The following is a 24665-nucleotide window of genomic DNA, read 5'->3' on the forward strand; positions in this document are numbered from 1 at the left end:
CTGCTGCCTCCAACTGGCGTTCGAATGCGGCTTTTTACAGGGAAGGTTCGTCCGCACTGCCGAGGAACCGGCCGTCGCGGGGAACGCGGGTCACCTCGCCGGTGATCGTGAGCGTGGTGCGCGCACGGATGTCGGAGGAACTCGCGCCGATCCTCAGATCGACCTCTCCGGGTTCGAGGACGAGCACCCCGTGCGGGTCGATCAGCGCGAGCGCGTTGACCGGGGCGGTCAGACGGACGCGCTTGGTCACGCCGGCGGGGATGTGTACCCGGGTGAACGCCAGGAGCTGCCGCACCGGGCGGACGGTCGAGGCGACCAGGTCACGGGCGTAGAGCTGGACCACCTCGTCGGCGTCCCGGTCGCCGCTGTTGGTGATGTCCACGCTCACGTCGATGTCACCGCCGGCCGTGACCTCGCGGACGGCGGGTCGCGCGTCGCCGTAGGTGAAGCGCGTGTAGGTGAGTCCGTGTCCGAAGGGGAACAGGGGGCGGGCCGGGCCGTCGACGTAGGTGACCTCGGCGCCGCCGGGGGTGTCGTATCCGCTGCCCGCGCGGCTGCCGTGGAAGACCGGGAGCTGGCCGATCGAGACGGGGAAGGAGACGGGCAGACGTCCGGCCGGTGCGGTGCGTCCGAGGAGGGCGTCCGCCAGGACCGGGCCCGCGGCGGGACCGAGCAGCGGTGCCCACAGGACGGCGTTCGCGTGGCCGGTCACCCGGTCCAGCAGGAGCGGGCGTCCGCTGATCACGACGACCACGGTCGGGGTGCCCGTCGCGGCGACCGCCTCGACCAGGGCTTCCTGGCCGCCGGGCAGGCGCAGATCCTGCCGGTCGACCTGCTCGCCGGCCGTCACGTCACCGACCCAGCCGGTGCGCTCGCCGACGACCACGACGGCGACGTCCGCCCCGGCGGCGGCTTCGGCGGCGCGGGCCAGGTCGTCGGGGGTGGTGGCCTCCGGGCCGCCGAAGGGGGCGCGGACCAGTAGCGCCGGATCCTCCAGCAGCTCTTCCAGGGCGTCGCTCACGCTCACCGCGTGCGGCTCCACCTCACGCGCCCACTCCTCGAAGCGGTACGGGAATCCGGGCGTGGGGATGAGTCGCATCCCGTGCACGTCGTCCAGGCCGCCGCCCTCGAAGTTCACCTCGAACCCCGAAAGGGTCGACTCGTGGGCGGCGACTCCGCTGTAGGCCCCGTAGTGCACGCGGACCTGGGCGGCGAGTTCCCCGATCACGGCCACCCGCCCGGGCGTCGGGTGCAGCGGCAGACTTCCGTCGTTCCGCAGCAGTACGACGGCCTGTGCCGCCATGGCGCGGCTCAGGTCCAGCTCCACCTCGGCCTCCGGAGCGGAGACGGCGGGGAGTGCCGGCACCGGGGTCGCAGGAGTCAGCAGGTGGTCGAGCAGCCCCAGGTGTTCCTTGAGTTCGAGGACGTGCCGGGCCGAGCGGTCGACGACCGACTCGTCCAAAGCGCCCGCACGCACCAGTTCCGCCAGGTCCGCGAAGGCCCGGAACTCGGGGAACTCCACGTCGATGCCCGCGCCGAGGGCGATCCGGCCCGCCTCCTTCAGGTTCGGGGCCAGATGGAACAGCACGGTCAGATGGTCCAGGGAGGCGTAGTCGCTGACGACGACACCGGTGAAGCCGAGCTCGTCGCGCAGCAGCGTGCCGAGTTTTTCGGGGTCGGCGGCGACGGGAAGGCCGTCGATCTCCGCGTACGAGTTCATGACGGTGGCGAGCCCCGCCTCGCGGACGGCCGCCTCGAAGGGCCGGGCGTACTGCTCCCTGAGGACGCGCGGTCCCAGGTTCACGCCGCCGCAGTTCAGGCCTCCCTGCGAGGCCGCGTAGCCGATGAAGTGCTTGCCGCAGGCGGCCACGCCCTGACGCAGGTCCTCACCTTGGAGACCGCGGACGAAGGCGACGCCGAAGGCGGCCGACAGGTCCGGGTCCTCGCCGTAGGTCTCGTGGACGCGGCCCCAGCGCGGGTCGCGGCTGATGTCCAGGACCGGGGAGAGAGCGAAACGCGCGCCCAGTGCGCGCATCCGTTCCCGGGTCAGGGTAGCCATCCGTGCGGTGAGGGCGGGGTTCCAGGTGGCGGCCTGTCCGATGCCGGTGGGGTAGGTCGGCGCTCCGGGATGCACCAGGCCGTTGAGCGCCTCCAAGTGGATCAGTGCGGGGATGGGGAACCGTCCGCAGGTCATCGCGGCGTCCTGCACCGACCGGAAGAACGAGGGGAGCGCGTCGAGGTCGGTGCAGAAGGTGCCCAGCATGGCGAGGTGCCCGACGCCGTGCGGCGCGATCTCCTGGAACCCCTTGGCCAGCGATACGCCGGAATCGGCGGCGGAGTCCGCGAACAGGGGCTCCAGCTGCGCGAAACCGGGGCCGCTGAGCTGGGCGACCTTCTCCTCCAACGCCAGCCGGCTGAGCAGGTCTTCGACGGACCGGGGCATGGGGAACTCCTCAACGGTGGTCGGACGCACGCGAACACGCTCCGGCACGGCGCGCGCTCCGAGGCGCGGCACAGGTTCCGACGTAGGCATTGGCGTTTTCGTTCCTAAGTCCGGTGCAACGACATAAAACACCAAGAGCAGCCGCCATGGCGAGGGCCTTGCGTTTCCGGCCGGTAAGGGATGTGACTCAAATACGTGACAGAGTACGTCCGTACATGCAATCGTACCGATATGCGAACGACGTTCAGGCCCGACCGGCACACCGGACGGGCCCACGCGGTGCGCGGGTGCTTACACCCGCGCCGAGCCTGACTAGTCCAGGGCCTCCGACCTGGCCTGTTCCTCCCCCGAGGACGGGTCGGGAGTACTGCGGAGCCGCTGCTGGAGCTGGCGGCGCAGGAGTCGGATCCGTTGCACCCGGACGCTCACGAGATCGGGGTGCGCGGAGATGTCGCCGACGAGTTGACCGAGTTCGACCGTGTCGCGGGCGGCGACGTCGACCGCGAGCGCCGAGGCCCCACACATGCGCGAGACCGAGACGACCCCGGGACGTCGGACGAGACGCTCGACCGCGGCCATGACGGTCTTGGGATTGACGGTCAGATCGAGCACGCCCCGGGCCAGATCCTGATCGGCCTCCTGAACCGTCGTCCATATCCGGATGGCACCGGAGTCGATGAGGTCGAGGACGCGTCGCCTCGCCTGGGAGAGCGACAGGCCGGCCGCGCGGGCGAGCGCCGTGTAGGTGGCGCGCCCGTCGACCTGGAGGGAGCGGATGAGCTGACGGTCCTGCTCGTCGAGTCGCGTCTCGTCCCTGGCGGGCCACAGCCCCGCTTCACCACCCGCCTCGTCGGGCGTTCCCACGCCCATGTAGATCCCCAGGACCGGGTCCGTCGTGACCATGGAGACAAAGGAGAGCTGGGCGATCTCGTCGGTCAGTCTGGCCGCGTGACTCAGCGACGTCACGTCGAACGTGGCGATCACCTCGGGCTCGCCGATGATCTCCGCCAGCCAGTAGGAGTGCCCGAGGACGGAGTCCGCGATCTGCGACGCCCAGCCCGGCAGCAGCCGGACACGGATGTACAGCGTGATCTCACTGGGATCCACGGAGGGGTGCAGGACGGCGATGACGCTGACCCGGCCCGACTCCAGCAGACCGTTCACCCGGGCCCGGGTGGTGGTTTCCGGGAGTCCGACCAGCTTCGAGATCGACCGGACGGTCGCCCGTCCGTCGTTCCTCAGCGCGGCGACGATCATGTCGTCCACGGCGTCGAGCACCTCAGCCTCCCCTTGGTGACGTCCCGGGGAGTTTAGACGCTGACGCGACCCGGCCCCGGATGCGACGAGCCGCCACACCTGTATACGGATCCGCAAGAACCCTCTTCCCCAGGCTCGCGGTTTCTGTCATAGTACAGCCACTTCGGCAGGTTTAGCCGATGCGAACAGAGGTGAGATCCGTGATGAACGGACCGGGCAAACCACATGCGTTCGAGGCCGCGGACATGGACGTCCGGGAGCTCTCCCAAGCCCTGCCGAAGGTCGACGTGCACTGTCACCTCACCGGCTCGATCCCCCTCGACACCGCTGTCGAGCTGGCGAGACGCAACAAGCTGGGCATCGGCCGATCGGTGATCGAGACCGCGTACGACCTGCGGCAGCACAGCGGAGAGGCGCGCGAGCAGGCCTTCTTCGACGCGTTCGAACTCCTGGGGACGCTCGTGCGGACACCCCGCGATCTGAATGACGCCGTCTACGGGCTCGTGGCGCACGACGTGCGTGCGAGCAACCTCCGTTACCTCGAACTCTTCGTCAACCCGACCGCGCTCGCCCGCACCGGTATGTCGTTCACCGCGATCCAGGACGGGCTGATCGACGGTGCGAGGGCAGCCGAGGCCGACTTCGGCGTCCGCACCAACTTCATCGCGTGCGTCCTGCGCGACGAGCCCGCCTCGTACGCCGAGGAGATGCTCGACCAGCTGATCGCGCACCGCCGTGAGGAATTCATCGGTATCGGACTTGACGGACCGGAATTCCTCGACGAACATCGCCCCATCCACTTCGCCGACGTATTTCGTCGCGCACGAAGCAACGGCTTCAGGCGTACCGCGCATTATGTGCGGTACGGGGCCGCCGAATACTCGGTGTACACCGATCTCCTGGCCTGCGATCGCATAGATCACGGCTATCCCGTCACCGAGGACGAAGCGGTCCTGCGCCGTGCCGCGGAATCGGCTGTCCCCTTCACCGTCTGCCCGACGATCACACAACTCGTCGCGGGAGACGCCCTCCCCGAATACAGCCGGCCCGAGACCCATCCGATCGGCACGATGCTGCGCGGCGGCGTCTGGATCGTTCCCGGGACCGACGACAAATCGATGGTCCACACCGACATCGGAACCGAATACGGCATCATCGCCGACTGGTACGGACTGAGTGCCGGTGACGTCGTCCAGGCGTCGCTCGACGGAATTTCGGCGACCTGGCTCGACGAGAGCGACAAGGACGTACTCCGGCGCGAGTTCCAGATCGAGATCAACCGCTTGACGTCCCGAGCGGCAGAGATCGCACCCGCAGGCACGGCCCAGCAGAACCCTTCATGAAACAGGTGCCCTCCAGCACACCCGAAAGAAAGTGCTCGCCATGGCCAGAAACACACGAGAAGGCGCACCGGTTTCGCGTCGCTCCGCCCTTCGCCTCGGATCCGCCCTCGCCGTCGGTGCGCTCGTACTGACGGCGTGTACGGACAGCGGCTCCGGAAACGACGCCGGATCCGTGACCGGTGCCGGCTCGAAACTCACGACCGTCACGTTCGCGCTCGACTTCCTGCCGAACCCCACGCACAACGGCCTCGCGTACGCCATGCAGAAGGGCCTGTTCGCGAAGGAGGGGATCAAGCTCAAGATCCTCCCCGTCGGCAGCACGGCCTCCGACGCCCTCATCTCGGCGGGACAGGCGGACGCCGGCTTCACCAGCAACTACGGGAGCGCCCTGACGAGCGTCTCCGCGGGGGCGCCGCTCAAGGCGATCTTCTCGGCGATGCCCCACGACCCGTCCGCCTTCACGGTCCTCGCCTCGTCCGGCATCACCTCGCCCACCCAGCTGGCGGGCAAGACCTACGGCGGATACGGCAGCAAGCTCGAACCCGCGATGATCAACGCGATGATCGCGAACGCGGGGGGACACGGCGAGGTCAAGCAGGTGGTGCTTCAGGTCGGCTCCACCGAGGCGCTGAAGTCCCGGAAGGTCGACGTGGCCGCCACCTGGCCCGACCAGGAGTACGAGTTCGCCCAGAGCGGCGTGAAGTACACCAGGTTCCTGGCGGCCGACTACGACCTCCCGGAGGCATCCGGTCTCCTCATGCTGGCCGGCAACAGCTTCCTCCAGAAGAGTCCCGCCGTCGCCCGCGGCCTGGTGAAAGCCCTGAGTGAGGGATACCGGGCCGCGATCGACCATCCGAAGGCCGCGAACGAGGCGCTCATCGCCCAGTTCCCGAACGCCCACATCGACCCGAAGCTGGCCACCTACGTCTCGTCCCGCGAAGCCAAGGACCTGCTCAACCCCTACGGTCCGGTCGGCACCCAGTCGATCAAGCACTGGCAGGCCTACGCCGACTGGATGATCAAGCAGGGGGCCTTGTCGGGGCCCGACGGAAAAAACCTCAAGACCGTCGACGTAAAATCCTTTGTCACCAACTCCTACCTGCCCAAGTAAAATCCGGGCGCTCTCATCTGCTGAAGCTCTGCGCATTTCTTCGCAAAGGACGAACTCGATGTTCCGCGAGTCTTTCAATCACGGTTGGACCACAGGTCCCGCCGAGACGAGTTTCGCCAGCGCCGTGGGCGGCGAGGACGATCAGGAGGTCATTCTCCCGCACGACTCCGTGCGGGACCTGGCGCGGAGCGCGACAGCTTCCGAGGGCGCCCACACGGGTTATTTCCCGGGCGGCTACTTCCACTACTCCAAGAGCTTCGACGTGCCCGAGGCCTTCCGCGGCAAAAGCGTCTTCATCGAATTCGAAGGCGTCTACCGGGACGCGGTCGTGTACATCAACGAGGAGTTCGTCGCCCAGCGGCCGAACGGATACAGCCGTTTCCACATCAAGTGCGACCCGTATCTGCGCCACGGGCAGCCGAACTCGATCCGGGTGGAGGCCCGTGCGCACCTCGATTCGCGGTGGTATTCCGGCGCGGGAATCCACCGCGACACACATCTGATCGTCGGCGACCCGGTGCACATCGCCCTGGACGGCGTCCGTGTCACCACCCCTCAGGTCGACGACGAACTCGCCGTGGTCGTCGTCGCCGTGACGGTGGTGAACGAGGAGCGCTTCACCAGGACGGTGCGGGTGTCCACGACGGTCGCCACCGACGACGGAACCACGGTCGCCGAGGGCACCGCACCCCTCACACTCCTGCCGGGCACGAGCGCCACGGCGCGGCTGCGCCTGCACGTCCCGCGGCCGGCCCTCTGGGACGTCGACTCGCCGCACCTCCACGTCGCCCGCACCACCCTGACCGACAGCGAGGCCGTGGACAGGACGGTGGACGAGGAACACACCACCTTCGGCATCCGCACCCTCCAGCTGGACCCGGCACGGGGGCTGCGGATCAACGGTCGGCCGGTGAAACTGCGCGGTGCGTGCGTCCATCACGACACCGGTCTGCTGGGCGCGGCGGCCATCGGGCGCGCGGAGGAACGCCGTATCGAGATCCTCAAGGCGGCGGGCTTCAACGCGGTGCGCAGCGCGCACAATCCGCTCAGTGTCGCGGCGCTCGACGCCTGCGACCGGCTGGGGATGCTCGTCCTGGACGAGGCGTTCGACGCCTGGACCAAGCCGAAGCGGCCGTTCGACTACTCGCTGGCGTTTCCCGAGTGGTGGGAGCGGGACGTGGAGGCCATGGTCACCAAGGACTTCAACCATCCGAGCGTGATCATGTACTCCATCGGCAACGAGATCTTCGAGGTGGGCAGTCCGGTCGGTTCGACCTGGGGACGCCGACTCGCCGAGAAGGTACGGGAGTTGGACGACACCCGGTACGTCACCAACGCCGTGAACGGCCTGGTCGCCGTACCGGACGAACTGCCCTCCCTGGTCGTCGGCTCGACCGAGGGACCCACCGACATCAACTCCCTGATCACCGCGCTGGGCGAGAAGATCAACGAGTTCAGCGCGTCACGCCTGGTCAGCGAGCGGACCGAGGAGTCCCACGCCGTACTCGACGTCTCCGGCATCAACTACGGCGACGCGCGCTATGTACCCGACGCCCTCGCCTTCCCGAACCGGCTGGTCCTCGGCACGGAGACCTTCCCGGGCCACATCGACGAGCTGTGGCGGCTGGTGACGGAGAACAGCCATGTGCTGGGCGACTTCACCTGGACCGGCTGGGACTACCTCGGGGAGTCGGGGGTCGGGCGGACCGACTACCTGGACGACGGCCCCAAGGAGGACATGCTCGGCGGCATCCACGACGTGTTCCCGGCGCTGACCGCGGGCTGCGGCGACATCGACATCACCGGCCACCGGCGTCCCATGTCGTACTACCGGGAAACCGTGTTCGGGCTGCGGGAGCAGCCGTACATCGCCGTGCACCGGCCGGAGTTCCACGGCCGCGCGATGTTCCAGACCCCATGGTCGTGGGCGGACGCGGTGTCCAGTTGGAGCTGGGACGTCGAGGCGGGCTCCCCGGTCACCGTCGACGTCTACAGCTCCGCCGACGAGGTCGAACTGCTTCTCGACGGCGTGCCGTTGGAGCGGCTGAAGGTCGGCGGGCACAAGGCCTGCATCGCGCGGTTCGAGTCGGTCTACCGGCCCGGTGAGCTGACGGCGGTCGCCTATCGGGCGGGCGTCGAGACGGGCCGGTGCGTGCTGCGCAGTGCCGGCGGCGAACTGCGGGCGGCTGTCGCGGCGGACCGGTCCGAGATCCGCGCGGACGACCACGATCTTGCCTACGTCTCCGTCGAACTGCAGGACAGCGAAGGCAACTTGGCCAGCCACCGGGACCGTCGGGTCCGCGTGGAGGTGACCGGACCGGCTGTTCTGGCGGGACTGGGCACCGGGCGGACACACACCGAGGAGCGCTTCGACGCCGACTCCTGCACCACCTTCGACGGCCGCGCCCTGGCCGTCGTCCGGCCCACCGGCCCCGGCGCGATCCAGGTCCGCGTCCACGCCGAGGGCTGCCCGGAGGCCACCACCACCGTGCGCGCCGTCGACAACTGACACCGCTCGGTCCCGTCACCAGAAGCAAGGAGCCCCATGCCTCTCGATCCTTATCTCGCCGACAAGGTGGCCCTGGTCGCCGACGTCACCCGGGAGGAAGCCCTCCACGCGGACGAGGCCCTCTGGGACAGGTTCACCAAGGTGTTCGGTGACAACCGTCCCTACGACCAGCCCGACGTGGACGTACGCGACGAGACCGTCGCCGGGTTCGAGGGGCTGCGGGTGCGGGTGTACACACCCGCCACCGGCTTCCGCCCCGGGCGGCGTGCACTCGTCTGGGCCCACGGCGGCGGATTCGTCGCGGGCACCCTGGACGACCACGAGGCCGACACCGTCAGCCGGGACCTGTGCGCCCGCGCCGACGTGGTCGTCGTGTCGGTCGACTACCCCCTCGCCAACGGCTCGACCGTCCGCTACCCCACGCTCCACCGCGCCCTGGCGGAGGCGTTCCGGTGGACGGTGCGCAACGCGGCCGAACTCGGCGTCGACGCCGACACCGTCGTCCTCGGCGGCGCCTCCGCCGGCGGAAACCTGACCATGGCGGCCACCATGGAACTCCGCGACAACGGCGAACGCGTGCCCGCCCGGCTGATCCTGGTGTACCCGGCCCTCAGCGCGACGTTCACCACCAGTGAGCCGCACGAGAAGCTGATGGCGGACGTCCCCCCGCTCTTCCGCTTCGAGCAGGAAGCCATCGGCGGCATCTTCCGCACCTACGCCGCCGGCGAGACCGACACCCCGTACCTCTCGTTCGAGAACATGCCGTCCCTGGGCGAACTCCCGCCGATGCTCGCGGTGCTCAGCGAGTACGACGATCTGCGCCCCCCGGCCGAAGCCGTCCTGGCCCGGGCCGAGCAGGACGGCCTGCGCGTCGAACGGTACTTCGCGTCCGGCGTCGTCCACGGACACCTCAGCATGCTGCCGCTCCTGCCCGAAACACGCTCCACCCTCGACCGCATGGCCGCCTACCTGCAGCGCTGAACACCCCAGAGAGAGACAGACATGAGCCCACTGATCTTCGCGTCGTTCCAGGCGCTGAGCCCCAACGGAGTGATCGGCTCCAGCTGGCGGGACCCGTCCAACACCCAGACCGACTACCTGACGATCGAGCACTGGACCGAGCTCGCCAGAAAACTGGAGTCGGGAGGATTCGACTTCCTCTTCTTCGCCGACACCTACGGCTACCCCACCCTCGACGGCGAACTCATCCCGTTCGCTGTCGAAGCCGGGTACAACGTGCCCATGGCGGACCCGGTCACCATCGTGTCGGCGATCGCCGCGGCCACCTCCAAGCTGGGCGTCGTGCTGACCAACAGCACGACACACGAGAAGCCCGCCGCCCTCGCCCGCCGCTTCGCGACCCTGGACCACTTCACCAAGGGACGCATCGGCTGGAACATCGTCAGCGGGGGCGGCCAGTCGTCGTCGACCGCGCTCTTCGGCGAGCCGATGATCCCGCACGACGAACGCTACCTCCAGGCCGACGACTACCTGCAGATCTGCCTACGGCTGTGGGAGGCGTCCTGGGCCGACGACGCGCTCCGCGTGGACCGCGACGCCGGCGTCTACGCCGAACCCGCCGGCGTCCGCCAGGTCACCTACGAGGGCGAGTACCTGCGGACCAAGGGCATCCTCACCGTTCCCCCGTCACCGCAGCGCACACCCCTGCTCCTCCAGGCGGGCACCTCGTCGGCCGGCCGCGACTTCGCCGCCCGCTACGCCGAGTGCGTCTTCGTCGGCGGCGGCGATCCGGCGGTCGTCGCCCGCAACATCACCGCCATCCGGGACCGCGCCGAGGAGATCGGCCGGCCACGGGACTCGGTCAAGTTCCTCGTCGGCGCCGGTTTCGTGGTGGCCACCACCGAGGCCGAGGCCCGGCGCAAGTACGACAACCTCCTCGGCTTCGCGACCCTGGAGCACGCGGCGGCGACGTTCGCCTGGTCGACCGGCGTCGACCTGCTGAAGTTCGACCTGGACAAGCCGCTCCCGGAGGTGCGGAGCGAGATCGGCCAGACCAACCTCGACCGCTTCCGCGCAGCGGACGGCACCAGCCCCACCGTCCGGGAGATCCTGGAGGAGTACCGCCAGCACGGCATCAACGGCACCACCTTCATCGGCACCCCGGAGCAGGTCGCCGACGAGGTCGAGGCCTTCGTCGCCGCCACCGGCGCCGACGGATTCCTCGTCCAGCAACACATCACCCCCGGAACGCACGACGACTTCATCGAGCTGCTCAGGCCTGAGCTGCTGAAGCGCGACCTGATGCGGCCCACCCGTGAGGACGTCACCCTGCGGGAACAGCTTCTCGGCGCGGGCCCCCGCGTGGCGGCGACCCACCCCGGGGCGGAGCTCACGTTCACGACGACACCGTCAGCCGATGACCGAACGACTTGGGGGAACAGCCGTGCCGTCTCTTCATGAGCCCTCCGACGTGAAGCTGCTGCGGCGGACGTTCGGCGCCTACCCCTCCGGGGTGGCGGCGCTGGCCGCGATCGTCGACGGCGAACCCACGGTGCTCGTCGCGTCGTCCTTCACGGTCGGCGTGAGCCTGGAGCCGCCGATGTGCCTGTTCGCGGTGCAGAACACCTCGACGACCTGGCCGGTCCTGGCCCGCGCCGAACACCTGGGCGTCTCCGCCCTCGGGATCAGCCACAGTGCGCAGGTCCACCAACTGGCCGGCAAGGACAAGGCCGCCCGGTTCCGCGGCATCGAGGTGACCGAGCTGGAGTCCGGCGCCCTGCTCGTCGACGGATCTCCCGTCCACCTCGAATGCCGCGTGGCGCACGACTACGCGGCCGGAGACCACCGGGTCATCGTCCTCGAAGTCCTGGCTACGAACACGGACCCCGAGCAACTGCCGCTGGTCTTCCACAACTCGCAGTTCCACACCCCCGTGGCCGTCTGAACCACACCGGCACGGCCGGGCACAGCCCACCATGACGCGGGCGACCCGACCCGAAGACGGGGTTGTCGAGCGATCAAGAGCGAGGCAAGAGCGCTCAAGGACGACGGCCCCCGGCGCCCCTGACGGGGTGGTGCACGACTGAGGTCGGGACGTACAGACCCCACGATTGGCTGTTGGCCATCACTCGCATACCGCGCCACTAGTCCGGCTGGGCGGCGAACAGTTCCAGGTGAGCGCAGGTCGGGCAACGATAGGCGTCGATCTGCCAGTGCGGCCGGCCCATCCTCCTGGCATTGCCGAGCGGGCCTCGCTGAAGGGGGCCCGCGATCCACCGCGCGAACCCGCGGGCGCCTTGTCCGGAGTCCTCGACGAAGCCCGGCTCCAGTCCCACCGCACCGCATTGGGTGCACCGTATGTTGTTCATCGGGGGAGTGTAATGAGAGACCGACCGGGCCTTCATCCCGTCCGGCACCCGGAGTTCAGTGCCGGACGGGACCGCTGTCGGCTACCCCGCCTGAGGGTGCATCAGGCGGGCCAGCAGGTCGTCCAGGGTGACCATGCCGGTGAGGCGGCCGGTGTCGTCGCGGACCACGGCGAGTGAGGCCCTGCGCTGGCGGAGCTGCTCGATGGCGTGGCTGATCGTGTCCTGCTCGGTGAGTTCCGGTATCGGGCGGGCCAGGTCCCGGGCCGTGACCGTGCGCCCCCGGGTGCGGGCGATGAGCGCGTCACGGGCGTGCACGGAACCGACGACGCCTGTGCCGTCGCGCACCAGCAGACGGCTGCGGTCGTGCTCGGCGGCGAGGGCGAGGATCTCGTCGACATCGGCGTCGGCGGGCACCGAGGTGATCTCGGCAGCGGGCACCTGGAGGGCGCCGACCGGGTTCTGCGGCTCGGTGAGCGAGCTGGTGAGCAGCTCCGAGTCGGTCTCGCTGATCAGGCCGAGGCGCTTCGACTCCTCGACGAGATGGGCGAGTTGCTCGCGGTTGTGGACCTCGGCCAGCTCGTCGCGCGGGGTGACCCGGCACAGCCGTACCAGCGTGTTGCTGATCCGGTTGAGGAGCTGGATGAGCGGCCGGACCGTCTTCACCACGGCCCGGAAGGGCGGGGAAAGGAGCATCGCGGACCGCTCGGGATGGGCGATGGCCCAGGACTTGGGGGCCATCTCGCCGACCACCATGTGCAGGAACACCACGACGACCATCGCCACGGCGAACGAGACGCCGTAGCTCAGTCCGCTCGGCAGGCCCAACGTGTGCAGCAGCGGGTCGAGTTCGTGCGAGATCGCCGGCTTGGACACCGAGCCGAGGCCCAATGTGCAGATGGTGATGCCGAGTTGGGCTCCGGCCAGCATGAGGGACAGCTCGCGCATGCCGGCCAGCGCGGACTTGGCGCCGCGCTGGCCCTCGGCAGCCGCCTTCTCCATGCGGTGCCGCTTGGCGGCGACCAGCGCGAACTCGGCCGCCACGAAGAAGCCACTGCCGATCAGCAGCAGGACGGTGACGAAGAGCGCCATCGGGAAACTCATGCCTGCTCCTCCGCCCGCGACTCGGCCTGCTGGATCCGTACGCGCTCGGGTACGTGCCGGTCCAGGGTGTGTACGTCGATCACCGCGCGGCCGCCGTCGGACAGTTCGACGGCGAGTCGGTCGCCGATGGCCGGGAAGCGGCCGAGCCGGTCCACGATCAGGCCGGCGACGGTGTCGTAGTCGTCCTCCTCGGGCAGTTCGATGCCGGTGGCCTCGGCGACCTCGTCCAGACGGCGGCCGGCGTCCACCAGCCAGCCGTCCCCGTCGGCGACGGCGAGTTCGGTGACCGTGTCGGACTCGTCGGCGATGTCGCCGACCAGTTCCTCGGCGATGTCCTCGTAGGTGACGATGCCCGCCACCCCGCCGTGTTCGTCCAGGACGACGGCGTACTCGTCGTCCTGGCGGCGCATCTGCTCCACCGCGTCCGGCAGGGGCAGGGTGTCGGGCAGCAGCAGGGGCCGCCGGGCGAGGGCGCCGGCGGTGGTGACCGTCAGGCGGTCGGCGGGCAGCCGCATCAGCTCGCGCACGCCCAGGACGCCCGTGATGTCGTCGGGGTGGTCGCCGAGGACGGGGTAGTTGGAGTGGCCGTGCTTGGCGATGAGGTCGACGGCCTCCGCGGCGCTCGCGTCCTTGCGTACGAAGACCGCGTCCGCGCGGGGCACCATCACCTCGTCGAGGGTGCGCTCGGAGAACTCCAGGGCGTGGTCGAGGAGTTCGGCGGTGTGCCGGGGCAGCTCGCCCTGTTCGTGGGACTCGCCGATGAGGTGGCCGAGTTCCTCCAGGGTGGCGCCGTGGTGCAGCTCCTCGACCGGTTCGATGCCGATCCTGCGCAGCAGCCGGTTCGCCGCGCCGTCGAAGACACGGACGACCGGGCCGACGACCTTGAGGTAGGCGAGTGTGGAGGGTGCCAGCGCCTTGGCCAGCCGCTCCGGGACGGCGAGGGCGAGGTTCTTCGGGGCCAGCTCGCCCAGCACCATCTGCACCACCGTGGCCCCGACGAAGGCGAGGACGACGGAGATGCCGCTGACGGCCGCGTCGGGCAGGCCCAGGCCGGACAGCGCCGGTTTCAGCAGGGCGGACACGCTGGGCTCGGCGATGAAACCGACGACCAGACCGGTGACCGTGATGCCGAGCTGCGCGCCGGACAGCATGAACGACAGCCGCTCCAGCACCCGCAGCGCGCGGGCGGCCTTCTTGTCCCCCGCTTCGGCCTCGCGGGCGAGGGCGAGACGGCTGGCGGAGACGTAGGCGAACTCCTGGGCGACGAAATAGCCGGTGCCGGCGGTCAGCACGAACACGGCCAGCAGGCCCAGGACAGCGGTCGCGGCGCTCACTGGCGCGTCAAGGGGGAGATTGCACCCCGCCGTGTGCCGCGCTCACGCTCGCTGTGGCGGGATGGCCGGGGACTGTGCCCCGAGGGGTCCGTCGGTCTGGCGGACAAGGTTGGTGCTCCTCCGGTGAGGTGTGGGATCAGTGGAACGATTCTGGACACATCCGGGTTCCCTGAGCCACCGGGCGCCTCCGACCGTCACGAAACCCATCCGGTGTGGCGGCGGTGCCGGCTTCGGGGCTGTGACCAGCGGCGGCCTGTTGCCGTGACCGCAAGGACGGCCTCCGTGCGGCGCACCGGCCAGGGCAGGCGGACGGCGGCTCGGGCAGCGCGCCCGCCCGGCCGGGAGCGCTCCGGCCGGGCGGGCGACGGGGACTTGGGGCGGCGTCAGACGTTGACGCCGAAGTCCGAGGCGATACCGGCCAGCCCGGAGGCGTAGCCCTGGCCGACCGCGCGGAACTTCCACTCGGTGCCGTGCCGGTACAGCTCGCCGAAGACCATCGCGGTCTCCGACGAGGCGTCCTCGGAGAGGTCGTAACGGGCGATCTCCCCGTTGTTCGCCTGGTTCACCACCCGGATGAACGCGTTGCGGACCTGCCCGAAACTCTGCCCGCGCGCGTTCGCGTCGTGGATCGACACGGGAAAGACGATCTTGTCGATATCGGCGGGTACGGCGGCGAGGTTCACCTTGATGGACTCGTCGTCGCCCTCGCCCTCACCGGTGAGGTTGTCGCCGGTGTGCTCCACCGAGCCGTCCGGGCTGCGGAGGTTGTTGTAGAAGACGAAGTGCTGGTCGGAGAGGACCTTGCCCGACGTGTTCAGCAACAGTGCGGAGGCGTCCAGGTCGTAGTCCGCACCGGTCGTGGTCCGCACGTCCCAGCCCAGACCGACCAGCACCGCGCTCAGCCCCGGCACTTCCTTGCTCAGCGACACGTTGCCGCCCTTGCCCAGGGAAACTCCCACGGCTCATTCCTCCCGACTGTGGGCCGCTCATACGTCACTGGATTCCAACGCGGAACCTGCCACGACGGTTCCCATACTTGCGCAACAATTGAAGTAACGTCGCCGAGGCCGACCCGGTGACACGGACAGCGAGGAGCGGCAGATGTTCCCGGACGTAGGACTGCCGGAACTGGTCACACTGGCGATCCTGGCGGTCCTTCTGTTCGGCCCGGACAGGCTGCCGGAGATCATCCAGAACGTGGCGGAGTTCGTGCGCAAGGTGCGGGCGTTCTCCGACAGCGCCAAGGAGGAGGTCCGTTCCGAACTGGGGCCGGAGTTCAAGGACTTCGAGTTCGAGGACCTGCACCCGAAGACGTTCGTGCGCAAGCACATCCTGGACGGCGACGGCATCGGCCGCGACCTGGGCCTGGACGACATCCGCAGCGCCCTGGACCCGAGGAAGGAGCTGGCGGAGGTGGCCGACGCAGTGCGGCACGCCGCGGACGACACGGACCCGCAGCCGGCCGCACCCCGGGTGACGCTGGAGAAGGCGCGCCCCGAGGGGGCCGCACCCTCCGCCTTCGACCCCGACGCCACCTGAGACGCCGTCCGCACCACGTGATCCACTTCACGAAGATCGCACACTTGCGCAAGCTCTAAACTGACAAGGTGGAAAACAGCGGCACGACGAACTGGGAAACCGCGGTGCTGGACGGAGGCCCCGCGGACGGGGTGCGGACGTGCGTCACCGACCGGCCACGGGTGATACAGGTGACCTACCCCTGCCAGGTGGACGGCCCCGAGGACGGCCCGCGCGCCGAGGCTCTGTACGTCTACCGCCGCGACTACGGCGTGACCACCGAGCCCCTGCGCTACGGCTTCGACATGGCGAGCCCCTGACGGACTCGGGCCGTGCGGCTCAGGCGGCGGTGGTGCCTTCGGAGACCGGGCGGGCCGAGGCGGCGTCGCCCGGGGCGGCCTTGATGAGAGACGCGGCGGGCGCGTCGGAGGCGGAGGCGCTGTCGGAACGCTCGGCCGGAGACGGCGAGGCGTTCTCGTCCTTCATCGCCTTGGCCTCGCTCTTGAGGATGCGCATGGACTTGCCCAGTCCGCGGGCCGCCTCGGGGAGCTTCTTCGAGCCGAACAGCACGATGATGACGATCGCGACGACCAGCAGGTGCCACGGTTCCAGTCCGTTGCGGAGCATCCCGCCCACCTCATTCTCTTCACCGGACGGCGGTGCCCACGGGACGCGGGGCACCACCCGCCATGATTGCCAGATTGCGCAACTGTACAACCAACGGGTGATGAAGGAGAGGGCAGCAGCCGATGAGCAGCACGGGCAAGAGCGTGGGCAAGGTCGAAGTGAAGCTCAAATGGGACCCGAGCCCTTGGAGCCGGCCGCCCCACCATCTCGACATCATCGCCACGACCTACTCCGCGGACGCTCCCTACGGCCGTCCTGTGTACGTCGTCCACTACGACAGCCGCTCACCGGACGGCACCATCAACATGCCCCGGCACAGCGAGACCGGGCTGGGTTTCGGCTTCGTGGAGGTGATGGTCCTGGAACTCGACCGCCTGGCACCCTCCTTCACGCGGGTGGTCGTGGGAGTGGCGATCCATCAGAACCCCGGACCCAAAACCTTCGGCGACCTGTCGAACGCGGGGGTACTGGTCGTCGAGGGATACCAGAAGCTGCTGGAGGACGACTTCTCGCGGCTCGCCGAATCCACCGCCACCACGGTCGCGGAGTTCACCAGGGACGCTTCCGGTACCTGGGAGTTCCACGCGATGATCCAGGGATTCGACAGCGACCCGGTGGACTTCACCGCGGCGATGGGGAGCGTGCGCCAGCCCTGACCGCGAAGGCCTCACCCTCCGACGGCTTTCCCCGCCTTGGCCCAGTTGGCGTGCAGCCGGTCCAGGTAGGACCGCGCCTGGCTGCCCGGTGTCGCACCGCGCGCGAAGGCGAGCATGTTGCCCGCGCCGGTGTTGTAGCCGAGGGCGAGAAGCTCGTCCTCGCTGAGGGAAACGTGCCGGGTCGCGGGCAACTGCGCCGCCAGATCGTGCAGATACCAGGCCTCGGCCTCGATGGCGAGGTCACGGTCGTCGGGCAGCTCGTCCCAGCGCCGGCCGGCGAAGTCCCGCCCCTTCTTGACCTCGTCGAAGGTGGCCCGGTGCATGTTCGCGATCCCGAAGGCCGCGTCCGGCTTGTACCGCTGCCAGGCCCGCTCGAAGGCCGCGTCATGCGGCTTGTACGCCTCGTTGTAGAGAATCGCCATCACCAACTGGGCGCTGACGTCGGCCTGTTGGGCCCAGGTGCGGACTTGGGAGACGTAGTCGGCGGGGTCGTACGACGAGGCGGTCGCCGAAGCCGAGGGACTGGCCGAACCGCTCGGCGAGGCCGACCTGGACACCCCGGTCGAAGGGGGCGTGTCGGCCTGCGGGGTGTCGGCCGCACGCACGATGACGTAGACGACGACCGCGAAGACCGCCGACACGAGCCATCGCCGACGCGTCCGGGCTTGGGCCATGTCCCGCCCTCTCTCAGGAAGTTCATCCCCCGGCACAGCTTCGCACTGTTCATCGGCGACTGGACCGTTTCCCCCCATCATCAGGAATGTGGCGAGAACCAGTACTCTGCCGCTTGCGTCATAGGGCAGTGTGCCGACGGCCTGAACTGTGGGGGGACCCCATGAGCGGTGAGATCTACTTCAGCAACAACTACCGTGACCTGTGCGTGCGCAACGGTACCGGGGCCGGTTTCCAGTTCGAGTTCTCGTGCGCGCGCTGCTACGACACCTGGCGTTCGCCGTTCGAGGCGTACGCCGGTGAGCGGGCCGCCACCTGGCTCGGCAAGGGCGTGGACGTGGCCTGGAGCCTGCTGGGCAGTGCGGGCCGGGGCGTCTCCTCCGCGGCCGACGGGCTCGCGGGGGCGGGCTGGGGACAGGCCCGCGACCATGCCTTCCAGCAGGCGATCTCCCACGCCGAGGGGCACTTCAACCGCTGTGCGCGCTGCACCGACTACGTCTGCGGACGCTGCTGGAACGCGGCACAGGGACTCTGTCTGCGCTGCGCGCCGGACACCGCGGCCGAGGCCATGGCGGCCCAGCAGCGCGGTCTCAACGACATGGCCTCCCAGCGGGCGTACACCGCGGGACAGCAGGCCGGGCAGAACTACGACCCCACCACACCCCGGCAGTTGGTCTGCCCGCAGTGCCGGACCGAGACCCACGGCGCCGCCTACTGCTCCGGCTGTGGCTGTCACCTGGCCCAGACCAACCAGTGCATCTCCTGCTCCGCCGTGCTGCCGGACGGCGCGGCGTTCTGCCCGGGGTGCGGCACGCGGCGGTAGCGCAGTCCCCGAGCCGGGGGCTCATGACGTCGGTCGGTGGCCGGTCAGCCGCCGTTCGTCCCGCGCCCTGACCGCCATCAGACCGGCCGTATAGAGGACGAGGACAGCGGCCAGCAGCACGTAGTAGAGGACCGGCAGCGGGGTGAGGCCGAGGAGCGAGCCGAGCGGCGAGACCGGCAGGAGCAGTCCCACGGCGGTCAGTGTGGCCGCCGCCCAGCCGATCGGCCCCGGCTTGCGCCCCTCGGCCGTGTGCCGTCCGGAGCGCAGCAGCAGCATCACCAGGGCCTGGGTGATCAGGTTCTCGGTGAACCAGCCGGAGTGGAACACCGCCGCGTCGTCGAGGCCGTCCGGTCCGTGCAGCGCGACGACGAGGACGCCGAAGGTCGCCAGGTCGGCGACGGCGTTGAGGACGCCGAAGCCCGTGATGAAGCGCAGCAGGTCGCGGGGGCGCAGCACGGTCGGCCGGCGCAGCACCGACGGATGCGGCCGGTCGTAGGCGAAGGCGAGTTGGGCCGCGTCGAAGCACAGGTTCTGCGCCAGGACCTGGGCCGGGAGCATCGGCAGGAAGGGCAGCAGGAGGCCTGCGGCGAGCATCGCGATGACGTTGCCGAGGTTCGAGGAGAGGGTGATCCGCAGGTACGTGGTGATGTTGCCGCCCGCGTACCGTCCGGCCGCGATGCTGTGGCCGATCGCGGTGAGGTCCTTCTCGGCGAGGACCACGTCGGCGCTCTCGCGGGCGACGGCCACGGCCTCGCGAGGGGCGATGCCGACGTCGGCGGTGCGCAGGGCCGGCAGGTCGTTGACGCCGTCGCCGAGATAGCCCACGGTGTGGCCGCTCGCGCGCAGGGCGGCGACGATGCGGGCCTTGTGCTCGGGTGCGCAGCGGGCGAAGACGGTGGTGCGGGCGGCTGCCGCGACGAGTTCGGTGTCGTCGAGCCGGTCGACGCGGTCGGCGGTCAGGACCGCGTCGGAGGGCGCGGCGATGCCGAGCTCGCGGCAGACGCGGGCGGCCGTGCCCGGGTGGTCACCGGTGAGGATCTTGACGGTGACACCGCGGTCGGCGAGGACCCGCAACGCCTCGGCGGCGGTGGGGGCCACGGCGTCCTTGAGGGTGACGAACCCCCGGAAGAACAGGCCGCGTTCGTCGGCCGGGCGGTAGTCGCGGGTCCGGGCCGAACGTTCGTCGGTGGCGACCGCCAGCACTCGCAGTCCGTCGTCCGCCAGCTCGGCGGCCAGGGCGAGAAGCCGTTCGCGTTCGGTCCGCGCCAGCGCGCAGCGTTCCAGTACGGCCTCGGTGGCCCCCTTGACGACCAGGGTGTGCGCGCCGAGCCGGCCCGGCGTACGGACGACGGCGGTCGCGAGGCGCCGTACCGGATCGAAGGGGAGGGCGGCCAGCCCGTCGTACGCCATGAGGTCGTCCTCGTCAGCAGCCTCCAGGACCGCTTCGTCGAGGGCGTCCGGTGCGGGCAGGTCGGCGAGCTGGAGGGTCCACCAGGCGTTCACCGCGGCCCAGCGCAGCACCTCGGGATCGTCCTGTCCGTCCGGGCCGAGGGCGCGGTCGACGACCGGCCGGTCCTGGGTGAGCGTGCCCGTCTTGTCCAGGCACAGCACGTCGACCGCGCCGAGATCGTGCAGCGCGGGCAGCCGCTTGACGATCACCCCGTGGCCGCGGGCCAGCAGCGAGGCCCCGCGCGCCAGGCACGTCGTGACGATGACCGGCAGCATCTCCGGGGTCAGTCCGACGGCCACCGCGACGGCGAACGGCAGCGTCTCCAGGCCGCGGTCGCGCAGGGCCGCGTTGGCCATGAGGACCAGCGGCGGGGTCAGCAGCATGAACCGGATGAGGATCCAGGAGATGCCGTGCACCGTACGGTCGAAGGCGCTCGCCTCACGCCCGGCGTCGGTACGACTGTGGGCGGTGGCGAAACGCGTCCGCGCGCCGGTCGCCAGGACCACCGCGGTGGCGCTGCCGGAGGTGACGCCGGTGCCCTGGAAGCAGAGTTGGGGCCGGTCGAAGGCTCCCCCGTCGGCCGCCGCGTCGGCGGCGTCCTTCGCGACCGGCGCCGACTCACCCGTGAGCGCGGCCTGGTGCACGGTCAAGCCCTGGGTGCGCAGCAGTCGTACGTCCGCCGGGACGAGGTCCCCCGGGCCGAGGCGGATCACATCGCCGGGGACCAGCTCGTCCACCGGAATCTCCCGGGTGTCCGGCTGGGTGTCCTCCTGGGCGCGGCGCAGGACGGTGGCCGTGGTGGCGACCAGGTCGCGCAGCGCGGCCATGGAGCGGTCCGCCCGGTACTCCCCCGAGGCACGCAGCACGCAGCTCACCGCGACCAACAGCAGGATCACGCAGGCGGTGCCCCAGGAGGCGACGGCCGCCGACACCAGCCCGAGACACAGGAGCACGGCGGTGAACGGATCGCGCAGACTGCGCAGCAGCACGCGCGTCCAGGACGCGCCCCGGTGGTCCGGCAGGGTGTTCGCGCCGAAGCGGGCCTGCCGCTCCTCTGCCTCCGCCTCGGTCAGTCCGCGCGGCCCGCTGTCCAACCGCCGCAGTGTCTGCAGCACGGTCGGCACGCCCGATGCCGCACCGGCGTCGCTCGGCACGGGCTCGGGACCGGGTGGCGTGGGGTCCGGTTCCGAGGCCGCGGTGGTGTCAGCCACCGGTCCCGCGCAGCCTGCGTACGGGTGCGGTGGACGTGTCCTCGGCGCGCGCGGCCAGCTGCCCGACCATCACCCGGACCACGGTCACGACGTCGGGGTCGTCGACGTAGTAGATCTGCCGTCGGCCCTCGCGGCGGGAGCGGACGAGGCCGGCGAGTTTCAGCTTCGCCAGGTGCTGGCTGACCGCGGGCAGCGCCCCGCCGACCCGGTCCGCGAGGTGGGTGACATCGCACTCGCCCTGCGCCAGCGCCCACATGAGGTGCAGCCGCGCGGCCGACGCCAGCAGGCCGAAGGCGGCAGCAGCCTCCGCCAGCACCTCGGCGGTCGGGTCCTCGAAGCCACCGGTGTCCGCTGCCACAGCCCTCTCCTGTCCCGCCCCGACCGTCACGCGCCGTACTCGCGTCGGTTCAGTCTAGGTGTCCTGTCGTTCCGTTCCGGCCCGCGCGATCGGAACGGAACGACAGGTACAGGGGAACCGCTGTCTCCCGGGACCGGCCCCGCGGTCCGGCGTCACCGTCACAGATGGGCGGCGACGGCGGGCAGCAGATCCTTGAACGTCCGGCCGGCCGCGGGCTCGCCGATCGCCTTCAACTGCCAACTGCCGCCTTCGCGGTAGAGCTTGGCCATGATCTGCGCCGTGTACGTGCCACCGCCGCTGAGCGTGTAGCGGGCCAGTTCCTGCCCGGTGGTCTCGTCGATCAGACGGCAGAAGGCGTTCTCCACGTCGGCGAAGGTCTGCCCGGTGAACGAGTTGACCGTGAAGACGATCTGGTCGATGTGCGCGGGGACCCGCCCGAGGTCGACCAGGATCATCTCGTCGTCGCCGCCGGCTCCGGCGCCCCCGGTCAGGTTGTCCCCGGTGTGGCGGACGGATCCGTCGTCGCTGGTCAGATGCTGGAAGTAGACGACCTCGACCGGCTCACGGCCGGCGCAGAGCAGCGCCGACGCATCCAGGTCGATCTCGCGGGGACCGGACAGCTTGGCCAGGAATCCCTTGCGGGGTGCGGCCTGCCAGCCGAGTCCCATGCGTACGGAACTCAGGGCGCTGCCGTCGGACTTGCTCAGGCTGATCTGCTGGCCCTTGCCCAGGTTGACCGACATGCGCGATCTCTCTTTCTACGACTCGGCACTTCGACCGGTGGTCTGCGGGGTCAGGAGTTCGGTGAGCCGGGGGCGAGGCCCTCAGACGCCGACCCCGAAGTCGGACGCGATGCCGGAAAGCCCGGAGGCGTAGCCCTGGCCGACGGCACGGAACTTCCACTCGGCGCCGTTGCGGTACAGCTCGCCGAAGACCATCGCGGTCTCGGTCGACGCGTCCTCGGAGAGGTCGTAGCGGGCGAGTTCGGCGCCACCGGCCTGGTTGACGACGCGGATGAAGGCGTTGCGGACCTGCCCGAAGCTCTGTCCGCGGGATTCGCCGTCGTGGATCGAGACGGGGAAGACGATCTTGTCGACGTCGGCCGGTACGGCGGCGAGGTCGACCTTGATGCTCTCGTCGTCGCCCTCGCCCGCACCGGTGAGGTTGTCGCCGGTGTGCTCGACCGAACCCTCGGGGCTCTTGAGGTTGTTGTAGAACACGAAGTGCTGGTCGGAGAGGACCTTGCCCGACGCGTTGAGCAGAAGCGCCGAGGCGTCCAGGTCGAAGTCGGTACCGGTCGTGGTGCGGACGTCCCAGCCCAGACCCACCAGCACCGCCGTAAGGCCCGGCGCCTCCTTGCTCAGCGATACGTTGCCGCCCTTGGACAGGGAAACACCCATGACTCGTCCCTCCACGCATACCAACGGTCCGGGTCCGGCGCGGACCCCAACCAGAATCTACAACACTGTAGAAATAATCGAGCGGGCGGAGCGCCGAACAGCACCACGTCGATACGATGGGACGCTCACGGACCAGCGGCGGCAGGAGGAGAACGGAACGTGGCGAAGCCGGATCCGCGCCCCCCGCGCCGGGCACAGGGCGCGCTGGAGACGCAGGTGCTCACCGTCCTGCACACCGCGGACAGGCCGGTGACCGCGGCGTGGGTGCAGGAACGCCTGGACGCGGATCTCGCCTACACCACTGTGATGACCGTACTGATCCGGCTGCTGGAGAAGAACGCCGTGACCCGCAGACGGGAAGGCCGCGCGTTCGTCTGGTCGCCGGCCGCGGACGAGGCGGGACTCGCCGCACTGAAGATGCACAAGGTGCTCGATCGCGAGCGGGACCGGCGGGCGGTACTGGCCAGCTTCCTCACCGCCCTCCCGAAGGACGACGAGCAACTGCTGCGCGACCTGCTGGACCAGGCCACGGACGAGTCGGCGGGCTGAGGCCGTGGGTGTCTTCGTCTTCCTGCCGCTCGTACTGCCGTTGACGGCCTGGCCGATCGCCCGCCTGGCCACCCAGCACCTCCACCCGCGCACCGCCACCACTCTCTTGAGCGGTGTGGCCGCCGTCATGGCCCTGTGCAGCACGCTGTGCCTGGGCCTGCTGATGGTGGTCGGCACCGCCCAACTGCCCGGCAATCCGCTGCCGGACGGCTGGTCGGACCCCGAGGTACGCGAGAGCGTTCCCCAGGACGAGATCGTGGGGAAGGCCGCGATTCCCGTGCTTCTCACGGTGGTCGTGAGCTGCGCCCGAACGCTGTGGCACCAGTGCCGGATACGGCGGCGGGCTCACGCGGCACTCGCCGGTCTGCGCGACACCTCGGTCGCGGTCCTCCCCGACGCCGAACCGTACGCCTACGCCCTGCCCGCCGGTCCGCGCGACCGGATCGTGGTGTCCACCGCCATGCTCAGCTGCCTGGACGCCCAGGAGCGGCGCGCCCTGTTCGCCCATGAGCGGGCCCACCTCGCCGCCCGGCACCACCGCCATCTGCTGATCGTGCGACTGGCGGCTCAGGCCAACCCGTTCCTGCTGCCGCTGCGCACCGCCGTCTCCTACGTCGCGGAGCGCTGGGCGGACGAGGAGGCCGCCCAGTCCGTCGGCAGCCGCAGGGCCGTTGCCCGCGCGATCGGCAAGGCCGCACTCGTCTCGCGGGGCACGCCGGGGCCGACGCTCGCGGCTCTGGCGGCGCCGGGTCCTCTCCCCCGCCGCGTCGCCGCGCTGCTGGCGCCGCCGCCTCCGGCGCGCACCTGGCCCCCGCTGTTCACCGCCGTGGGCCTGGCCCTCTGGAGCGCCGCGGCGGGTGTCGCGCTGTCCGCGATGTCCTCGGCGAACTCGGCAGTGACCCTCCTGCTGCTCCTGCACGCGGCGACGCCGCTGTAGGGATTCCGTACGTCGATGGCCGTACGGGCGGTGAGGG

At 70.0% G+C, this 24665-nt stretch carries 24 protein-coding genes; 12 read left to right on the forward strand and 12 right to left on the reverse strand.

Annotation, left to right across the window (positions count from 1 at the left end):
- Positions 1–34: 34 nt before the first annotated feature.
- Together ACIQBL_RS30390 and ACIQBL_RS30395 are read right to left on the reverse strand one after the other, a co-directional pair.
- Positions 35–2443 carry a glycoside hydrolase family 3 N-terminal domain-containing protein gene (locus tag ACIQBL_RS30390; protein WP_401946947.1) on the reverse strand — a complete coding sequence of 803 codons (2409 nt, stop codon included), beginning with the start codon at positions 2441–2443 and terminating at the stop codon, positions 35–37.
- A 312-nt stretch (positions 2444–2755) separates the two neighbouring features.
- A complete protein-coding gene (locus ACIQBL_RS30395) occupies positions 2756–3721 on the reverse strand; it encodes an Lrp/AsnC family transcriptional regulator (protein ID WP_401946950.1) in 966 nt (321 codons plus the stop codon).
- A gap of 182 nt (positions 3722–3903) precedes the next feature.
- On the opposite strand from ACIQBL_RS30395, the gene ACIQBL_RS30400 reads away from it, so the two are divergent.
- The 6 genes from ACIQBL_RS30400 (at position 3904) to ACIQBL_RS30425 (ending at position 11568) form a co-directional block, all read left to right on the forward strand.
- A complete protein-coding gene (locus ACIQBL_RS30400) occupies positions 3904–5043 on the forward strand; it encodes an adenosine deaminase (RefSeq protein ID WP_401947864.1) in 1140 nt (379 codons plus the stop codon).
- A gap of 172 nt (positions 5044–5215) precedes the next feature.
- A complete protein-coding gene (locus ACIQBL_RS30405; protein WP_401946953.1) occupies positions 5216–6154 on the forward strand; it encodes an ABC transporter substrate-binding protein in 939 nt (312 codons plus the stop codon).
- A 58-nt stretch (positions 6155–6212) separates the two neighbouring features.
- The gene (locus tag ACIQBL_RS30410; protein ID WP_401946956.1) at positions 6213–8663 is read left to right on the forward strand and encodes a glycoside hydrolase family 2 TIM barrel-domain containing protein; all 2451 of its coding nucleotides are present in this window, start codon (positions 6213–6215) and stop codon (positions 8661–8663) included.
- Between the two features lie 36 nt (positions 8664–8699).
- Complete coding sequence (locus ACIQBL_RS30415) at positions 8700–9644, forward strand: alpha/beta hydrolase (protein ID WP_401946959.1); 945 nt, start codon at positions 8700–8702, stop codon at positions 9642–9644.
- A gap of 21 nt (positions 9645–9665) precedes the next feature.
- Complete coding sequence (locus ACIQBL_RS30420; protein WP_401946962.1) at positions 9666–11084, forward strand: NtaA/DmoA family FMN-dependent monooxygenase; 1419 nt, start codon at positions 9666–9668, stop codon at positions 11082–11084.
- Complete coding sequence (locus ACIQBL_RS30425) at positions 11068–11568, forward strand: flavin reductase family protein (protein WP_401946963.1); 501 nt, start codon at positions 11068–11070, stop codon at positions 11566–11568. The genes ACIQBL_RS30420 and ACIQBL_RS30425 overlap by 17 nt, the downstream gene beginning before the upstream one ends.
- Before the next feature lie 199 nt (positions 11569–11767).
- On the opposite strand, the gene ACIQBL_RS30430 is transcribed toward ACIQBL_RS30425, so the two are convergent.
- The 4 genes from ACIQBL_RS30430 to ACIQBL_RS30445 form a co-directional block, all read right to left on the reverse strand.
- A complete protein-coding gene (locus tag ACIQBL_RS30430) occupies positions 11768–11959 on the reverse strand; it encodes a hypothetical protein (protein ID WP_401947866.1) in 192 nt (63 codons plus the stop codon).
- A 114-nt stretch (positions 11960–12073) separates the two neighbouring features.
- Positions 12074–13093 (reverse strand): hemolysin family protein, encoded by a 1020-nt coding sequence (locus ACIQBL_RS30435; RefSeq protein ID WP_401946965.1) that lies wholly within the window; start codon positions 13091–13093, stop codon positions 12074–12076.
- Positions 13090–14427 carry a hemolysin family protein gene (locus ACIQBL_RS30440; protein WP_401946966.1) on the reverse strand — a complete coding sequence of 446 codons (1338 nt, stop codon included), beginning with the start codon at positions 14425–14427 and terminating at the stop codon, positions 13090–13092. The genes ACIQBL_RS30435 and ACIQBL_RS30440 overlap by 4 nt, the downstream gene beginning before the upstream one ends.
- A gap of 383 nt (positions 14428–14810) precedes the next feature.
- A complete protein-coding gene (locus ACIQBL_RS30445; protein WP_401946967.1) occupies positions 14811–15386 on the reverse strand; it encodes a TerD family protein in 576 nt (191 codons plus the stop codon).
- Positions 15387–15528: 142 nt separating this feature from the next.
- Between ACIQBL_RS30445 and ACIQBL_RS30450 the strand changes: the two genes are divergently transcribed.
- Both ACIQBL_RS30450 and ACIQBL_RS30455 read left to right on the forward strand, forming a co-directional pair.
- A complete protein-coding gene (locus tag ACIQBL_RS30450; protein WP_401946968.1) occupies positions 15529–15966 on the forward strand; it encodes a sec-independent translocase in 438 nt (145 codons plus the stop codon).
- A 68-nt stretch (positions 15967–16034) separates the two neighbouring features.
- The gene (locus ACIQBL_RS30455) at positions 16035–16265 is read left to right on the forward strand and encodes a hypothetical protein (protein ID WP_401946969.1); all 231 of its coding nucleotides are present in this window, start codon (positions 16035–16037) and stop codon (positions 16263–16265) included.
- 19 nt (positions 16266–16284) lie between these two features.
- Here the strand turns inward: ACIQBL_RS30455 and tatA are convergent, their stop codons facing one another.
- Complete coding sequence (tatA, locus tag ACIQBL_RS30460) at positions 16285–16572, reverse strand: Sec-independent protein translocase subunit TatA (protein WP_401946971.1); 288 nt, start codon at positions 16570–16572, stop codon at positions 16285–16287.
- 122 nt (positions 16573–16694) lie between these two features.
- Between tatA and ACIQBL_RS30465 the strand changes: the two genes are divergently transcribed.
- Positions 16695–17228, forward strand: coding sequence for a TerD family protein (locus tag ACIQBL_RS30465; RefSeq protein WP_401946973.1), 534 nt, complete (start codon positions 16695–16697; stop codon positions 17226–17228).
- An 11-nt stretch (positions 17229–17239) separates the two neighbouring features.
- On the opposite strand, the gene ACIQBL_RS30470 is transcribed toward ACIQBL_RS30465, so the two are convergent.
- A complete protein-coding gene (locus ACIQBL_RS30470) occupies positions 17240–17902 on the reverse strand; it encodes a lytic transglycosylase domain-containing protein (protein ID WP_401946975.1) in 663 nt (220 codons plus the stop codon).
- Between the two features lie 161 nt (positions 17903–18063).
- Between ACIQBL_RS30470 and ACIQBL_RS30475 the strand changes: the two genes are divergently transcribed.
- Positions 18064–18723: a zinc ribbon domain-containing protein gene (locus tag ACIQBL_RS30475; RefSeq protein ID WP_401946977.1), complete on the forward strand. Its 660-nt coding sequence runs from the start codon at positions 18064–18066 to the stop codon at positions 18721–18723.
- Positions 18724–18744: 21 nt separating this feature from the next.
- Here ACIQBL_RS30475 and mgtA read toward each other — a convergent pair whose 3' ends face one another.
- The 4 genes from mgtA to ACIQBL_RS30495 form a co-directional block, all read right to left on the reverse strand.
- Complete coding sequence (mgtA, locus tag ACIQBL_RS30480; protein WP_401946979.1) at positions 18745–21384, reverse strand: magnesium-translocating P-type ATPase; 2640 nt, start codon at positions 21382–21384, stop codon at positions 18745–18747.
- Positions 21377–21742, reverse strand: coding sequence for an ArsR/SmtB family transcription factor (locus ACIQBL_RS30485; RefSeq protein ID WP_401946982.1), 366 nt, complete (start codon positions 21740–21742; stop codon positions 21377–21379). Before ACIQBL_RS30485 ends, mgtA begins: the two co-directional genes overlap by 8 nt.
- Positions 21743–21900: 158 nt before the next feature.
- Complete coding sequence (locus ACIQBL_RS30490; RefSeq protein ID WP_401946985.1) at positions 21901–22485, reverse strand: TerD family protein; 585 nt, start codon at positions 22483–22485, stop codon at positions 21901–21903.
- An 81-nt stretch (positions 22486–22566) separates the two neighbouring features.
- Positions 22567–23142: a TerD family protein gene (locus ACIQBL_RS30495; protein ID WP_401946988.1), complete on the reverse strand. Its 576-nt coding sequence runs from the start codon at positions 23140–23142 to the stop codon at positions 22567–22569.
- A 159-nt stretch (positions 23143–23301) separates the two neighbouring features.
- Here ACIQBL_RS30495 and ACIQBL_RS30500 point away from each other — a divergent pair, with 159 nt between their 5' ends.
- A complete protein-coding gene (locus ACIQBL_RS30500; protein ID WP_401946991.1) occupies positions 23302–23691 on the forward strand; it encodes a BlaI/MecI/CopY family transcriptional regulator in 390 nt (129 codons plus the stop codon).
- A gap of 4 nt (positions 23692–23695) precedes the next feature.
- The gene (locus ACIQBL_RS30505; protein ID WP_401946993.1) at positions 23696–24628 is read left to right on the forward strand and encodes a M56 family metallopeptidase; all 933 of its coding nucleotides are present in this window, start codon (positions 23696–23698) and stop codon (positions 24626–24628) included.
- Positions 24629–24665 lie beyond the last annotated feature (37 nt).

This window comes from Streptomyces sp. NPDC088350, assembly GCF_044753545.1.
Classification (GTDB): domain Bacteria; phylum Actinomycetota; class Actinomycetes; order Streptomycetales; family Streptomycetaceae; genus Streptomyces.